Here is a 12,994-nt window from a genome sequence, read left to right as displayed (position 1 = left end):
CTATTGAGTTGCTATGCCCCTACGTTGCATCGACGAAAATAGGAAGAGCATCCATTCATTCAAGATGAGCGAGTGGGAGTGGGAGGCGCTGCGGCAGTCCAACGCCCAGTTTCAGCACCTCAGCATGCCCTGCTGCGGCCGCGGTGTGGTCTTGAAGAAGAGCGAGCGCGGAACCCGGTTCTTTGCGCACAAAGTCAGAGGCACTTGCACTTCGGCATCGGAGTCTGCAGAGCATCTGGAGATTAAGCAGCAGGTATGCGAAGCGCTTATTGAGAACGGCTGGGTAGCTGAAACAGAGGTACGGGGCGAGTCTCGCGAGGGGGAGGAGTGGGTGGCCGACGTTATGGCTTCCCGTGGCCAGTCAAGGTTTGCGATCGAGGTTCAGTGGAGCCGGCAAAGCGACAAGGTCACTGTAGAACGGCATTCCAAGTACAAGTCCGTAGGTGTTAAAGCCCTCTGGCTTCATCGCCAGGAGCAGTTTCTGGTGCGAGAGCAAATCCCTGCGGTAAGAGTCGGCGTGCGATCGGACGGCACTTATGAGGTCTATGCCAAGCAGATGATGATCCATCACAAAGCCGATGGCTCACCACCAGCCCCGATTTTTCGTTTGCAGGGGATTCCCATAGCTCAGTTCATACGAGCATTACTCAATCGGCGTTTTTGGTTTGGCAGTATCAAGGCAGGCGAGCGTGCAGTGATCGATCAGTACGCTTCGCCGGCGCACTGCTTTTACTGCAGGCGGGACCATCAGGTTACGTCCCTGCTGATCGTCAATGGTGAAGCGAGCCGGGAACCTTTTTGGCTTAGTTACAGAACGCTCTCAACCTCAGCGGCACTTCGCGCTGAATTGCTTGCTTGCGGGATACCGGTCTCGATGGTGGCGAGTGATGTTTGTCCGCACTGCGAGGCCAAGGTTCCAGACGAGACCGTCCAGCGGGCCGCCTATGCGCAAAGGAAAGTTGCCAGTTGCACTATCCAGGTCAGTGCAAGCTTGGTGAAAGCCGCCAACTGGTGGGGCATAAGCCACAGCTTGCAGCAATGGCGGCTCGATCATGACTCCCTGGATACGGAGCACACATATTAGGATCTTGTGGGCGGCGAAATCTCGGCCGGGGTGCAGACCTCAAGCACTTCGAGCAAATGCACGACGTAGCGCCCTGAGCTTGTCACAGGCTTAAGGTCGGCTTTGAACTTACTGCAGGCCGGTGTACTGGGGTGCTGGTCGAAGAACGCAGCCAGTTCGCGGTACACCTCCATTTCTGCGTCGAGCTCGAAGATAGGGTAGGGCTGCGACTGGATCTGGTGGCCCATTGGCCCACCTTTGTTGCCTAGAACCTGGACAACTGCGCAGGGCTTGTCATCTGCAGTGAACCACCTGGTTGAGACGGCAATTGCTTCCACAGTGATGTGCAAGCCGCCAGCGGCGATGCAGGAGTAGGATTCAGGGCTCATGGACTTTGTCTCGAAGTTCCTTTTCCGATCTCTCCAGATCTCGCTGGAAGGCTTCATCGAGCAGGCTTGGTCTCTTCTTCCAGGGCTTCTTGGTGGGCTCGCTCTTGGCGGCATAGAGAACAACCTCGCCGCCAGCATGCTGAAATTCTCCTGCCTGGCGCGCTAGGATCTCTCGCAGTTCGTCTTTTGTCGGCATTGATGTTCCTGTTGAGCCAATACTTAGTTGTACCTGGACGGGCTAGTTAGGCAGTTACCTGTACTAACCCTTTGAGGGTCGCGGCTCATCGGCTTGCGGCAAAAGATGTCCGAGTTCCTTCAATTTTGCGGTAGCTTCGGCTAGCTGTTGCTGCAGGCGCTGGGCTTGCTCTGTCTTCACGCTGCTGTCGTTATCAAGTCGAGCCACTTCTCTTTGCAGGGTCTGGTAGCCCTGTTCGAGTGTTTCATTCGTTCGCTCTATGCTCGCCAGTGTGCTCTGAGCGCTTTCCAGCATCTGACTCCTCTGGGTGACAAGCTGCTCCAGTGCATGTTGCTCTTTCTGCTGCTGTCGCGCCTCGGTGAGTAGTCGTGCGTTGTCACGGTTTAGCTGTGTCAGCTCGTCATGCTTGATCATCAGCGTTTGTTGCAGCTGGCGAATCTCGGTCTGAAGCTGGCTGGTCTGGGCTTCATGCCGGCGTTGTTCCTGTTCTCGCTGCTCCTTGCTGGCTTGGCGGTAATGCTCCATGCCGCTACGGGCGTGCTGATGCATGTCTTCGAGCGACTGGATTCGCTCATCGCGCTCCCTGATGCGCACCTCCAGATCCTGTAAAGATTGCACCATCCGGGCGTTATCGACTTCGACGGCCTGCCGCTGTTGCTGCTCCTGGAGAATCAACTCTTGGGCCGCCTGCAGCTGTAGAGCCAGGCCTGAGCACTGCGATTCGAAGTCTCGCATCCGGGCCTCGAGCACGATCGATTTTTGCTGCACTGCCGAGCGTTCGCGCTCCAGAGCTTCGTGGGCTTCGGCCACGGACTGCTGCGCCTCTTGTTTCAGCTGATCCAGCAGTTGGGTCATCAAGGTCGTTAAGGGCGCGCTCAGCGCGTCGCTCTGCGAGACCGGCCTGCTCTCTGCCTCCAGCTCCTTCAGATAGCGGTGAATGGTGCTCTTGGAGCCGGTGTTACCCAGTTCGATGCGAACCGCATCAATACTGGGATGAACGCCGCGAACGAGGAGGTCATTCCTGGCTTTCTGCACGACAGCTTTGTTGATTCCCCCGCGGGCCATGAGTGCGACTCCTAACGATTACGTTCTGTGGTACATACCATGTAGATACATAGCACTTTATCAAGAATTTCCTTTCTAATCCTTCAATATTCTAGAATTGGGTAATCACGAATTATCCACGGTGAGACGACTTTTTCGTTATTCGACAGTCGCTCACCGGTACACCAAGGGGATATGCCCAGATGAGCCAGGACATCGAGCGGTACCTGCAGGCCGGTACCCGCGCCAACACCCGGCGCAGCTACCAGCAGGCGCTCGAGCACTTCGAGGTGACCTGGGGCGGCTTTCTGCCGGCGACCAGCGATGCCATCGTGCGCTACCTGGTCGATCACGCCGCCACGCTGTCCAGCAACACCCTCAAGCTGCGTCTGGCGGCGTTGGCGCAGTGGCACACCAGCCAAGGTTTCCCCGATCCGACCAAGACCCCGCTGGTCCGCCAGATCCTCAAGGGCATTCGCACGCTGCACCCACGGCAGGAGAAGCAGGCCGAGCCGTTGCAGCTACGCCAACTTGAGCAGTGCGTGCAATGGCTGGAGCAGGCCGAGGGGAGGGCACGAGCGGAAGACGACTGGCCGCGGTTGCTGCGCTGTTGCCGCGACCGTGCGTTGATTCTGATTGGTTTCTGGCGAGCGTTTCGCAGCGATGAGCTATGCCGCCTGCAGGTCGAGCACATCCAGGTGCGGGCCGGCGAGGGGATGCAGCTCTTTCTGCCGTGGAGCAAAGGCGACCGGGACAGCCGTGGCCAAACCTTTAGCGCGCCGGCGCTGGCCAGGTTGTGTCCCGTACAGGCCTACGTCGACTGGATCAGCGTAGCCGGTATCGCGAGGGGGGCGGTGTTCCGCAGTATCGATCGCTGGGGGCATCTGGGTGACGAGGGGCTGCACCCGAACAGTGTCGTTCCGCTCCTGCGCGCCGCCCTGCAGGCGGCAGGGCTGCCAGGGGAGCTGTACAGCAGCCATTCGTTGCGCCGCGGCTTTGCCACCTGGGCCACGCGCAATAGCTGGGATCTCAAGGCGCTGATGCAATATGTAGGCTGGAGCGATGGCCAGTCGGCCTTACGCTATGTCGAAAGCGTCGGGGTGTTCCCGGGGCAGCTGAGTGCGCCACAGCCCATCCCCGATAGGGTATTGGCTGACCCGGAGAGGTTGCCGTAGCCGCACCGCCAACGATCTTCCTGTTGCGATTACTTGCGCGGAGGAAACACCAGATCGCCGTGCAGGGTGCAGATAAGCCGATGATCTAGCACATGGAACAATGCCGGGTTCTTATCGTCTTGGTCACCAACAAAGAAGAGATAGCTGCGCGATGTTTGCTTGGCTTTTTTGGCGTCCATGCCCTCCTTGCGGGCTACTTCTAGCTCATTCCTGAGGCGCCCGCATGCTACCGCTGACCACTCGCGCCAGTGGACGAGCACTTGGTAGGGCGAAAGCTCTCCATCTACCCATTCCCCCGCATTGAGCGAGATGGTCAGGTGCTCGGGCGACTCCATGGCCTGTGACCATGCCAACTCGCCATAGAACACACGCGCTTGGGCAAACCGCTCAAAACCTTTAGAACGGAGTTTTTTGAAGGCGGTTTGATAGGTCTTCGGGGCGACGCCGGGGACTTCTAGCGAGAGATGCCTATCGTAGGGGAAGCGTAAAAATGCACGGCAGATCGGGCGAATACTGTTGGCTGCGCGCCGTCCCTCTCTGCGAGCTCTGTTGCCTGTTGCGTCCTGCTGACTGACGCTTTGCGTTCGTTGTTCCGTGCGAGGCAAGACGGGGTCTACGATCGTTCGAGCATCAATCAGTTGTAAGCGGGCGGGGGACAAACCAGGGGAGGTCTCCAACTCGTGTTGGACACTCCCACGCTTGCCGCGAGCAATGACCTTCTTTTCACCCTCTACCCCACAATCCTGGCCGTGAGGGTCGAGAATGAAAAAGTGGGCACGGTATAGATTCTCCGCTCGGTAAGAGCGGGGGAACACTTGGGTAATGCACCCGCTGCACAGGTACCCATCCGCGTTGACTGACGCCAGCAGCTTGAGGTCTTCGGCCTCCACAATTTCCTGTGTCACACGATCACGAGCGTTGTCCATGACGCATACTTCTCCATGGGTTGGGGATGTTCGCCTTATTCGCCGCCCAGCATACTGTCCGAAGAGATTGAACTAGAAGGGGTGAGATAGTGAGCGACGAGCTTTATGTTTCCGTCGATGTCGAAACTTCCGGGCCAGTGCCGGGCATTTTTAGCCTGCTTTCTATTGGGGCCTGCCTCGTTACAGAGCCGGCCCGTTCAATCTATCTTGAGCTTCAGCCTGACGGTATAGAGCACGATCCGGAGGCTGTGGCCGTGACGGGACTTGATTTAACCAGGCTGGCTCGCGAGGGGCTTGCTCCACAGGTAGCGATGCACAAGCTGGAGCAATGGCTGACCCAGGTATGCCCAGCAGATCAGAAAGTCATTTTCGTGGGGCTTAACGCTCCATTTGACTGGTCCTTCATCAATTACTACTTCCACAAGTATTCTGGGGCGAACCCCTTTGGGTTCACCGCAATCGATATGAAGGCGTATTACATGGGGGTTACCGGTTGCCGCTGGAAGGAAACCAAATCCTCCCAAATGACCGCTCGACTCAAGCCCCAAAGCTCACCGAGCCATAACGCATTAGATGACGCACGATTTCAGGCGGAGTTATTCGGGTTAATGCTGGCAGAAGGGCGCAGCCGCTAACCAGGCCAGCCACTCCATGTAGCCTCAACATAGCGGCCCGCCCTGAACGACCAAGCCTTTATGCCTTCAGGGCTGCTGGCATTGCCCACGATGATTGCCAGCGGATGCGGCAGATCTTGTGTGTAGCGCGCTGCAAACCTGGAAAAACTCCCGATATCGGTGGGAGAGATCATAGGAATGCCTTGCGGGTGGGTATGCCAGTACCCCACCAGGCGGAGTCCTGTCGCATTAGCTCGCTCAATCTCGTCTCGGCAGCGGTGAGCATTCAATTCCAGCCACGTCCTTCCAGCCCGATCATCTCTATGGGGGGGCGTCGCCAAGGCAAGTACCAATCCGGCAGCGCTTGAGGGGTCGACAAACAGCTGCCCCCCGCGTTCCACATCAAAGCGCCTTTGCCGATAGCCCTCCAGCAGATTCGCAACGTCCTGCGATACCAACAGATGAGTGTCCACCCCCGGCCAACTCCATTGCCAGGCGATTGCCGTCATTGAGCTTCCTCCATTGGCTCCGGCCAACTCCGCTCCAGTTGAGCCTGCCGCATTCCAACAGGCAATTCAGGCCCGACGTACTTTCCTCCCAGCGTCGCCACGTCGTGGGGGCTGTTGATGCTGCTGACCCAAAGCGGGGTTTCGATGCCGCCACTCAGTGCGCGCAATGCGGCCTGAGAAACCATCGAAGCAACGTTAGCCATTCCCAGAGAACCTCCTGGGATGAAGCTTTCTCCGCAGGCGGGAAGGGCGACGACGCCACCCTCCTGCCACTCGGTGAACTTGTGCCTAAAATCACCCTTCTCTGTGAATAGACCTCGAGCATCAAATGCACCAGATGGCGCAAGGAGCACATGTCCTACCTGAGTATGAGGCTCACTCCAGGCCTGGAGCAGCCCCCAAGAGGTGCCATTCGCCTTGGAATTCCAGAGAGCAACCTCAGAGGGCCAATCAGCAGTGGTAACTATCACCAGATCCGCTTTTTCGAATACCTCGGGATTCCTGTACATCACCACTTCGGCGAAGGTTGAGAATGCAACAACCTCCGTGGTGGGTAGGTCTTTACGGATTCGTTCTTGAAGGGCTTCGGCCTTGGCCAGGCCTAGATCATCAGCACCGAGCACATGCCGGCCCAGATTCGCTGACACTAGGTAGTCCGGGTCAATGAGTGTCAGATGTCCAACGCCCGAGCGTGCCAACTGTAGGGAAACCGTGCCGCCCAATGACCCGACCCCAACACAAACGACGCGAGCCCCTTCTAGGATCTGTGCCACACCGCTGAGGTCGCGGGATAAAATCTCTGTCCGATCCAGCACATCCAGTGTCGTTGCTCGGATCAGAACTGGGGGATGATTAACCGCAACTGCAGGCCGGCGCCGAGCTGATCGCAGGTAAAACTTCGACCCTCGATCTAGCTGTGGCCCGTAAGCGCGAACGTTAAGGCAGTAGATCGGGGCACTGGCATCACCAGGAAGCTCCAAAGCAATCCAGCGGTTAGCTAGCGAGCCTCGCTCATTGAACCAAGCCAACAGCTGCGCGCAATCATCGGAATCAAGGTGAGGAGCTAGCCATGCGAGCAGTAACTCAGGGGCAGGAATGCGCAGATCTGGATAACTCTGAAGCTTTGCATAGAAGCCAGGAGTCTCCGGCGCACGCATGATCGGAGATCGGCCAATCGTACGTTTGCAATGCCTTTTTAGTGATGACACATCTGTCGCTAACCAGACTGTTTCTTGGCCAGACGGCAAAGCTTGGCGAGGATCACTTAAGGCAAATAGCCTCGATGCCGCCTGCGGACGATCCAGAAGAATAAGGTTCTGTAGAGAAAGCCCCTGCTGCCTCGACCAATAGGATGTGATTTCGCGCCGAAATTCGGCATCCCGTGTAGCCGCGCATGACCCCATTTGGGACAAGCTTACGATCTTGCGTAAGCGAGCCAAGCTATCCGATACGACATATTCAGGGGAGCCCATCACTGGGCGCTCCTGAAAGCCATGCAGACACAGCCCAACTTCCATGGCGTGGGGCCATACAAGCCACGGCGAGGGCTCGACAATGAGCCTTAAGCCTCCGCGGGGAAAGTTTGTCGGAAAACTGAGGCGTAGCCGTCGCTCCGTCCCCGTGTAGTCAACTGGCAGAGGAAAGTAGTAGCTCACAGCTTCGTCAGCCCGCGTGTGTGCAGGCTGAAGCAGTGCAAGTGCGGCGTCTTCACCAAGAGCGCCTCGCAGCGCGGCTATGCCCCGCTGCAGAAGCGTGTTTGTCTGATCAACCAAGACGCTCAACTGGCTTCACATCCTCCTGAGAGTTTGCTGTCCCACTGACACCGCCAAACAGTGCGCCCATCGACGTAGCGTTTCGGGTGGTGCCATCAGGCCGACCAGGCATTGTCCAGTTGGGCGGTATTTCGCTATTCACTGCCGAGATGAAGGTAGGGCCAATGCCAAAGTTTTCCTTAACTGCCTTGGCAAAAGCCTCTGCAGACTCGAAGCTCTCAAGCCCCATTGATACGGATGCGCTAGCATTCGAGTGCCAGTCTTGGAAGGCCCGGCGGTAGCGATGCCCCTCACTCGGTCTATTCCATTTCTCCGCGAAGTTTTCACCGCTGTCTGCGGGGTTGCAGACCAAGCATTCGTTCCCCCGGTATTTGACGTGATCCGGCATTCTGCGGACGATTTCGAGGATCGCGTCCAGCGGACTTAGCGGTTTCGACTGAGACTCTTTCGCCACGTCAAGGTAGGCATGAGTGGCGAGTGTTGTGATGACTGCTGAAATAGGTCGAAAGCTCTCATTCTTTGTCCGAATGGCCCACTCATCCCGATGCCGCTTCAGCAGCTTGATCGTCGCCCGAAGTGGGTCTTGATCGAGGTACTCCTCATAGTGAGGCAACGGATCCTGAGTGGCGGCATCAAAGGCACGCTGACTTTTCGCGACGGCCAGGTGCTCCTCGAAGGAGATTGTCTGGGTTGAAGCGACCTGCAGCCAGTTAGAGTAGGGGATGGGGCTGCTGGCCTTCCATCCAGTCTCCCGGTCTGGCACTTCCAGCTTACCTTCGCCATTGCCTTGAGAGTTCCCATTAATGGCACGCGCTGGCGTGACGTCGATATGGAATCCGGGGTTTTCGTCGGCATAGACGATCCGGATGCCGCGACGCAGCGGCTTGATTTCTTCCTGGACGCGGCTGCCAGCCCTGAATCGCTCTTCGATGGCATCTAGGACTTCTTGAGCGCCAGCCCCCTGGGCATGTGGAAGCCAAATGATGGCGTCCGCATCGATGGTGTCCAGATCTTCAGGAGCACCCGAAACGGGTTTGATCGTCGTCTTCAGGCGCATGGAGCCCTGAGGAAAAATATGTGCCTCTGCCAGTAGCGGATTGTCGGATGCACTGAGAACCTTCTGTAGCTGGGCGTATCGATCACTGATCTTCTCGTACTGTGCTTCCGACAGTGAGATCTCCCGTGCTGCACGAAGCAGGAAGTGTTCCCAGCTCCCGCGCTTGGTCTGTTCATTGCTCATGGACATCAACGAACCTCCTGGGCCTGGTGGCCCAACTGTAGTGTTGGCGTGAACCTGTTCTGCTTGTCTTTATCTCGATCGAAAATCAGGTAGGCGTGTTGGTGTTGCGTGGTAAGCAAGGCACCGAACTCAATCGCCAGCGCAGCTGGAATCGCCGCGAACACATGGATCGTCTCCGCCGTCATTGCCTCAAGTCGGCTCAAGTGCATCTGTAGGGCATCGCGAAAAGCGTGAATCACGCGACGATTCTGAACCATCGCGTAACTCGGTTCTGGGATGCTTAGCTCTGCGATACGAGCGCCAGGTAATGCCTCTTCGACGTCGCGAAGGGGGACCTGGGCGGAGATCGACAGCACCAGCGCAAGCGGGCCATCACCATCCGCTGGGGGAGTGAACAAAAACTCCGGTGGCTCAGCTGACTGGTTAGGCCAACGCAGCTGATGCTCGCGGTGGAACGAAAAGAGCAGGCGCTTGGATCGATCGCCTAAGGATTGTCCCAGCATTATCAGCGCAGGAATGTCTGCCAATCCCACCACGGCCAACGTAGGGGCATCACCATAGGCTCCTCCACGACGCTTTAACTGCTGCTCTAACTCATGCTGAACGCCGTCCTGGATGCTCTGCCAGTAGTGAGCATCTCTGCCACGATGACTCGGAGCAGGAAAAGTGATCTTGATGGCATGATCGAATGCAGTTAGCCCCTCTGCGGACATTGCACCCAACAGATCACGAACAGGGATGTCATTGATCGTCGCGAAATGCTGACTTTGCACAATCACTGGAATGGCTCTGCCGCCGTCTGGCGTGGTTGCGGCCAGCCGAATTCGCTCCAAGTACGCCTGGTGCAGGCCACTCAGATCGCTTTCAGGGTAACCATCAGCATCGCGATCAATTTTTTCATGGCAGCCAGGGCAGAGCAGCATGAGGTTAGCCGTGTCGTTGGTGAGCGACTCGGCCTTAGCTTCATCATGGTCATCTCGCCCCCTTGGCCCCTTCGGGCTGGCAGGCAAGATATGTGCTACCTCGCCCCATTTCATGGGCTTTCCAGCACGATAGTCGTACGTGAGATCCGTTCCGCAGAGTTCGCAATGCCCCGCTGATTGGATCCAGACGATGCGCTTCGTCTCAATATCGGTATCGTAACGCCCGTTGGCAGGCTTAGACTTTTCTTGTTCTTTCACTTGCCCTCCTTGGGCACCTGAATCCCGAATACGCACTGGCTCTTTAAAGAGCAGATGAGGTCATCAAGCCAGAATTCAAGGGGCGTGAAGCTAAGCAGTTCAAATAAGGTAGCGTCGCAAATGACCTGCGGTCTGCGAGCAGTTTCAGTGCATGAATGGAACCTCCATCTGCTGCAGCGCTAGGACGATCCGTGAGTTAATCAGTACCAGTGCCGGGACTGGTGCCAACATCACAACCAGAGGTTGCCATGATGAAAAGTCTTATTGAGCGACTTGGGCTTCCCCAGAGCCATAAGGGCCTGCATCAGGCGACCATGGCAGGACTCCCGGTTGAGCTAACCACGCGTTTGGCGGAAGAGCTGGGTATTGATTCTTGCGTCGTGGCAGGCTGGATCGGTATCACTCCAACGGTTTCCCTCATGACTCCTGCGGAGGGCGAGGCCTTCTGTCGGCTGGCGAACCTTGTCGACGAGCTGATGAACATCGTGGAGTCAGATCAAGTCGCGGCGACTCGCTGGCTCACGTCGCCAAATATTGCGCTAGGAAACGTGCAGCCCGTTTCCCTGTTGAGCACCGAGTTCGGTGGCCGAGCTGTACACCAGGTGTTGCTCTCTATTGAGTACGGACTACCGGTTTGACTGACTCGCTGCTTTTGCTCTCGGTAAAGAGATCTTAGGCGTTGGCTTGCCGCCCAGTTGCGTCAGCATCGGCCACCTGTCATGACTCCAAGCGTATGCTGCCAGAGGAGTCCTGGTATTCATGGAGACGGAAATGACAATGCCGAATGAGCGCTCTCGCGCTGTGATAAAGACGCGAGATTTTCTCGTTGAACTGTCCCGAGATAGCAGCCTGCCTGAAAAGGTACGGCGAGATGCCAAGTTCCTTTTGCGGCACTTCCCTACGCAGGACGATGTGTTCCTGGCGGGGCGAATAGAAGAGCAGTCGGAGACCTTGCCACTGGGCGCAATGGGGCCAGTTTTCAGCTCCTCAATTACAGACTAGGTTCTCATCCCGCAGAAATGATAAAGGCGGCCTCAGGGGCCGCCTCGAACCAAGTTTCATCACCGGTACAGCGCCCGGGAGAGGAAGCTCTTGGGCTGCACACACAGAATAGCTGCAGGGGGATTGCGAAACCAGATTATTTTGAAGAGGGCTTTGGAGCGGAGGCTTCCCAGGTGCTCACCAGCTCATCAACCCTATCAGGGATCTGTGGCGATTTACTGAGCACAAGACAGCGGGCGGTACCGACATACTCTTCAATGAGGTAAAGGCTGTCCCCGACGTCGACTCCCAGCTCTTGGAGCACCTCGTCGGGAATGCGAATAGCTCCGTCACCATCCCAGTCTTCGATTACCACCTGCATCGATTTCATCTGCACATACCTACTCAGGTGAAAGGCTGCTCTGAAGACTCATGATTTCTCGCTGGATCTTTTTCAGCAGTTCATCTGGCTTCAGTCCAGGCGTCTGCCGTTGGTACGCCAGAACCAGCAGCGTCAAAGGATGAATGCCGACAACCTCGGCAATCTGCTCAACCTTTTCAATCGATGGCTTCCACTTGCCGCGCTCGATTGCACTGATATAGCTCTGGCTGGGGCCCAGCCCTTCCTGGGGTAGATCCTTCAAATTTCTCAGATTCTTGATCACCAGACCAAGCGCTTCATTGAGTTCCATTTGCTGTCTCGCAAAAGGAACGATGAAGCCTTTTTAGCGTCTCTTGGGCTATGCTATATATAGCTTAAAAAGGGGTGTGCTGATGTTTCTCACGTACAAGCGCGCTGAAATCGCGTATCCGCCGTTGTTTGGAGATGACTTCCAAATGTGGCGATTCGTCGAGCTCGAGGAGCATCGCCCTTGGTTTTACGTGGTGATTAATCGCCGCCGGAAGACCACCTCATGGCGGACGATGCTTCTGATTCCGACTGAGGAAGAGCTGGAGCACATGCTAGAAAAGCGCGCCGAGGGGACGCTAGTCGAGGCAGTCCAGGTTGTGCTGCCCGCAAGGATAAATGGGTCCAATGATTGGACAATGGAGAGGCTGACCGAGCTGGTAAGGGTCTATGATCCAGACGAACGAGTCTTGGGCTACGACTTCAAAACGGCATCAGGCCAGACCTACTCGCACAGGGACTGCCAGTACTCACAGGACGGAGCCAAGCGCCAGGTCTATTGTTCGATGATCTGTCCTGCATAAGATGGGCGCAGGCTCTCTCGGTTCTCGGTAGGGGCCACTCACTGCATTTGGCCGGCCAATGAAGGCTCTTCCCGAGAAAATCCTAGACATTATACAACAGCTTCCAGAAGGCGAAGTTCTGACACCTGGCAGATTCGTGCATCAGGGACCTCGCCATGCTGCGCAGCGAGGGCTCTCTCGCCTGGTCGAAGGTGGAAAGCTGTTTCGTGTTGCTCGGGGCTTTTATGTTGCTGCAGTCGAAACTCGGTTCGGCGCGCGCACACCGGCACCGGAGATGATCGTCCGCTCATTGGCAAATGTGCAGGGTGAGCTGATAGTCGCCACTGGGGCTAGCGTCGCCAATAAATTGGGGCTGACAACACAGGTTCCTGTTCGGTATGTCTTCCTAACCACCGGACGCTCTAGGGTGCTTCAGGTTGGCAAGACCACGGTATCGATTCGGCATGCGCCTCGATGGTTGATGGCTCTTGGCGCTACTGGAGCGGGGGATGCCATTCGAGCATTGGATTGGCTGGGCAAGGCAAGCGTAGGTGATGCCGTTTCAAAGCTTCATAAACTACTACCCGAGAGCGAATGGCGGGCTCTAGTGTCAGCTCACCGCTCGTTGCCTGCCTGGATGGCTAAAGCCATCTGCGCTCGGTCGAATTGCACCTGAGCTCGCTCTGTCATGCTGGGCTAGCTGTCAGCTGTAG

17 protein-coding genes are annotated in these 12,994 nt (G+C 56.8%); 7 read left to right on the top strand and 10 right to left on the bottom strand.

Going from position 1 to position 12,994, the window contains the following annotated elements:
- The first annotated feature begins 13 nt into the window (after positions 1-13).
- A complete protein-coding gene (locus AYB31_RS07060) occupies positions 14-1,084 on the top strand; it encodes a competence protein CoiA (RefSeq protein WP_068827157.1) in 1,071 nt (356 codons plus the stop codon).
- Here AYB31_RS07060 and AYB31_RS07055 read toward each other — a convergent pair.
- The 3 genes from AYB31_RS07055 to AYB31_RS07050 form a co-directional block, all read right to left on the bottom strand.
- A complete protein-coding gene (locus AYB31_RS07055; RefSeq protein WP_068827155.1) occupies positions 1,081-1,452 on the bottom strand; it encodes a hypothetical protein in 372 nt (123 codons plus the stop codon). The genes AYB31_RS07060 and AYB31_RS07055 overlap by 4 nt on opposite strands.
- Positions 1,442-1,648, bottom strand: coding sequence for a hypothetical protein (locus AYB31_RS21070; protein WP_082805233.1), 207 nt, complete (start codon positions 1,646-1,648; stop codon positions 1,442-1,444). The genes AYB31_RS07055 and AYB31_RS21070 overlap by 11 nt, the downstream gene beginning before the upstream one ends.
- Before the next feature lie 63 nt (positions 1,649-1,711).
- Entirely contained in the window at positions 1,712-2,713 is a 1,002-nt protein-coding gene (locus tag AYB31_RS07050; RefSeq protein WP_068827145.1) for a DNA-binding protein, read from the bottom strand.
- Between the two features lie 182 nt (positions 2,714-2,895).
- On the opposite strand from AYB31_RS07050, the gene AYB31_RS07045 reads away from it, so the two are divergent.
- On the top strand, positions 2,896-3,867 hold the full coding sequence (locus AYB31_RS07045) for a site-specific integrase (RefSeq protein ID WP_068827143.1): 972 nt from the start codon (positions 2,896-2,898) through the stop codon (positions 3,865-3,867).
- A gap of 29 nt (positions 3,868-3,896) precedes the next feature.
- On the opposite strand, the gene AYB31_RS21700 is transcribed toward AYB31_RS07045, so the two are convergent.
- Positions 3,897-4,793: a hypothetical protein gene (locus AYB31_RS21700; RefSeq protein WP_068827141.1), complete on the bottom strand. Its 897-nt coding sequence runs from the start codon at positions 4,791-4,793 to the stop codon at positions 3,897-3,899.
- 86 nt (positions 4,794-4,879) lie between these two features.
- Between AYB31_RS21700 and AYB31_RS07035 the strand changes: the two genes are divergently transcribed.
- Positions 4,880-5,428, top strand: coding sequence for a 3'-5' exonuclease (locus tag AYB31_RS07035; protein WP_068827139.1), 549 nt, complete (start codon positions 4,880-4,882; stop codon positions 5,426-5,428).
- Here AYB31_RS07035 and AYB31_RS07030 read toward each other — a convergent pair.
- The 4 genes from AYB31_RS07030 to AYB31_RS07015 all read right to left on the bottom strand — a co-directional run bounded on the left by AYB31_RS07030 (position 5,425) and on the right by AYB31_RS07015 (position 10,109).
- Positions 5,425-5,916: a Mov34/MPN/PAD-1 family protein gene (locus AYB31_RS07030; protein ID WP_068827137.1), complete on the bottom strand. Its 492-nt coding sequence runs from the start codon at positions 5,914-5,916 to the stop codon at positions 5,425-5,427. The two genes, AYB31_RS07035 and AYB31_RS07030, sit on opposite strands and share 4 nt — an antisense overlap.
- Complete coding sequence (locus tag AYB31_RS07025; RefSeq protein ID WP_330220002.1) at positions 5,913-7,388, bottom strand: ThiF family adenylyltransferase; 1,476 nt, start codon at positions 7,386-7,388, stop codon at positions 5,913-5,915. The genes AYB31_RS07030 and AYB31_RS07025 overlap by 4 nt, the downstream gene beginning before the upstream one ends.
- A 292-nt stretch (positions 7,389-7,680) precedes the next feature.
- Positions 7,681-8,934, bottom strand: a complete 1,254-nt coding sequence (locus AYB31_RS07020) for a nucleotidyltransferase domain-containing protein (RefSeq protein ID WP_068827133.1) — start codon at positions 8,932-8,934, stop codon at positions 7,681-7,683.
- Entirely contained in the window at positions 8,934-10,109 is a 1,176-nt protein-coding gene (locus AYB31_RS07015) for an SAVED domain-containing protein (protein ID WP_068827131.1), read from the bottom strand. The genes AYB31_RS07020 and AYB31_RS07015 overlap by 1 nt, the downstream gene beginning before the upstream one ends.
- Before the next feature lie 248 nt (positions 10,110-10,357).
- On the opposite strand from AYB31_RS07015, the gene AYB31_RS07010 reads away from it, so the two are divergent.
- Together AYB31_RS07010 and AYB31_RS21970 are read left to right on the top strand one after the other, a co-directional pair.
- A complete protein-coding gene (locus tag AYB31_RS07010) occupies positions 10,358-10,747 on the top strand; it encodes an antitoxin Xre/MbcA/ParS toxin-binding domain-containing protein (RefSeq protein ID WP_082805232.1) in 390 nt (129 codons plus the stop codon).
- A gap of 121 nt (positions 10,748-10,868) precedes the next feature.
- Entirely contained in the window at positions 10,869-11,111 is a 243-nt protein-coding gene (locus AYB31_RS21970; protein ID WP_041769455.1) for a BPSL0761 family protein, read from the top strand.
- Between the two features lie 136 nt (positions 11,112-11,247).
- Here AYB31_RS21970 and AYB31_RS07000 read toward each other — a convergent pair whose 3' ends face one another.
- Together AYB31_RS07000 and AYB31_RS06995 are read right to left on the bottom strand one after the other, a co-directional pair.
- Positions 11,248-11,481 (bottom strand): AbrB/MazE/SpoVT family DNA-binding domain-containing protein, encoded by a 234-nt coding sequence (locus AYB31_RS07000; protein WP_041769753.1) that lies wholly within the window; start codon positions 11,479-11,481, stop codon positions 11,248-11,250.
- A 10-nt stretch (positions 11,482-11,491) separates the two neighbouring features.
- Positions 11,492-11,782, bottom strand: coding sequence for a helix-turn-helix domain-containing protein (locus tag AYB31_RS06995; protein WP_013715607.1), 291 nt, complete (start codon positions 11,780-11,782; stop codon positions 11,492-11,494).
- 82 nt (positions 11,783-11,864) lie between these two features.
- Here AYB31_RS06995 and AYB31_RS21815 point away from each other — a divergent pair, with 82 nt between their 5' ends.
- Both AYB31_RS21815 and AYB31_RS21965 read left to right on the top strand, forming a co-directional pair.
- Positions 11,865-12,302, top strand: coding sequence for a hypothetical protein (locus AYB31_RS21815; RefSeq protein ID WP_174237170.1), 438 nt, complete (start codon positions 11,865-11,867; stop codon positions 12,300-12,302).
- Between the two features lie 58 nt (positions 12,303-12,360).
- Positions 12,361-12,957, top strand: a complete 597-nt coding sequence (locus AYB31_RS21965; protein ID WP_082805231.1) for a DUF6088 family protein — start codon at positions 12,361-12,363, stop codon at positions 12,955-12,957.
- The last annotated feature ends 37 nt before the right edge of the window (positions 12,958-12,994 follow it).

Source organism: Pseudomonas sp. BMS12 (assembly GCF_001592875.1).
Classification (GTDB): Bacteria; Pseudomonadota; Gammaproteobacteria; order Pseudomonadales; family Pseudomonadaceae; genus Aquipseudomonas.
The sequence above is the reverse complement of the archived record's forward strand: the minus strand, read 5'-3'. Positions and strand labels throughout refer to the sequence as shown.

What these genes read in the sequence shown, in the direction of transcription:
- AYB31_RS07020 (WP_068827133.1), bottom strand. Translation starts at nt 8,934, where the DNA reads ATGTCCATGAGCAATGAACAGACCAAGCGCGGGAGCTGGGAACACTTC.
- AYB31_RS07050 (WP_068827145.1), bottom strand. Translation starts at nt 2,713, where the DNA reads ATGGCCCGCGGGGGAATCAACAAAGCTGTCGTGCAGAAAGCCAGGAAT.
- AYB31_RS07000 (WP_041769753.1), bottom strand. Translation starts at nt 11,481, where the DNA reads ATGAAATCGATGCAGGTGGTAATCGAAGACTGGGATGGTGACGGAGCT.
- AYB31_RS07045 (WP_068827143.1), top strand. Translation starts at nt 2,896, where the DNA reads ATGAGCCAGGACATCGAGCGGTACCTGCAGGCCGGTACCCGCGCCAAC.
- AYB31_RS21815 (WP_174237170.1), top strand. Translation starts at nt 11,865, where the DNA reads ATGTTTCTCACGTACAAGCGCGCTGAAATCGCGTATCCGCCGTTGTTT.
- AYB31_RS07025 (WP_330220002.1), bottom strand. Translation starts at nt 7,388, where the DNA reads ATGGGCTCCCCTGAATATGTCGTATCGGATAGCTTGGCTCGCTTACGC.
- AYB31_RS21070 (WP_082805233.1), bottom strand. Translation starts at nt 1,648, where the DNA reads ATGCCGACAAAAGACGAACTGCGAGAGATCCTAGCGCGCCAGGCAGGA.
- AYB31_RS21700 (WP_068827141.1), bottom strand. Translation starts at nt 4,793, where the DNA reads ATGGACAACGCTCGTGATCGTGTGACACAGGAAATTGTGGAGGCCGAA.
- AYB31_RS07055 (WP_068827155.1), bottom strand. Translation starts at nt 1,452, where the DNA reads ATGAGCCCTGAATCCTACTCCTGCATCGCCGCTGGCGGCTTGCACATC.
- AYB31_RS21965 (WP_082805231.1), top strand. Translation starts at nt 12,361, where the DNA reads ATGAAGGCTCTTCCCGAGAAAATCCTAGACATTATACAACAGCTTCCA.
- AYB31_RS07060 (WP_068827157.1), top strand. Translation starts at nt 14, where the DNA reads ATGCCCCTACGTTGCATCGACGAAAATAGGAAGAGCATCCATTCATTC.
- AYB31_RS07030 (WP_068827137.1), bottom strand. Translation starts at nt 5,916, where the DNA reads ATGACGGCAATCGCCTGGCAATGGAGTTGGCCGGGGGTGGACACTCAT.
- AYB31_RS06995 (WP_013715607.1), bottom strand. Translation starts at nt 11,782, where the DNA reads ATGGAACTCAATGAAGCGCTTGGTCTGGTGATCAAGAATCTGAGAAAT.
- AYB31_RS07010 (WP_082805232.1), top strand. Translation starts at nt 10,358, where the DNA reads ATGATGAAAAGTCTTATTGAGCGACTTGGGCTTCCCCAGAGCCATAAG.
- AYB31_RS21970 (WP_041769455.1), top strand. Translation starts at nt 10,869, where the DNA reads ATGGAGACGGAAATGACAATGCCGAATGAGCGCTCTCGCGCTGTGATA.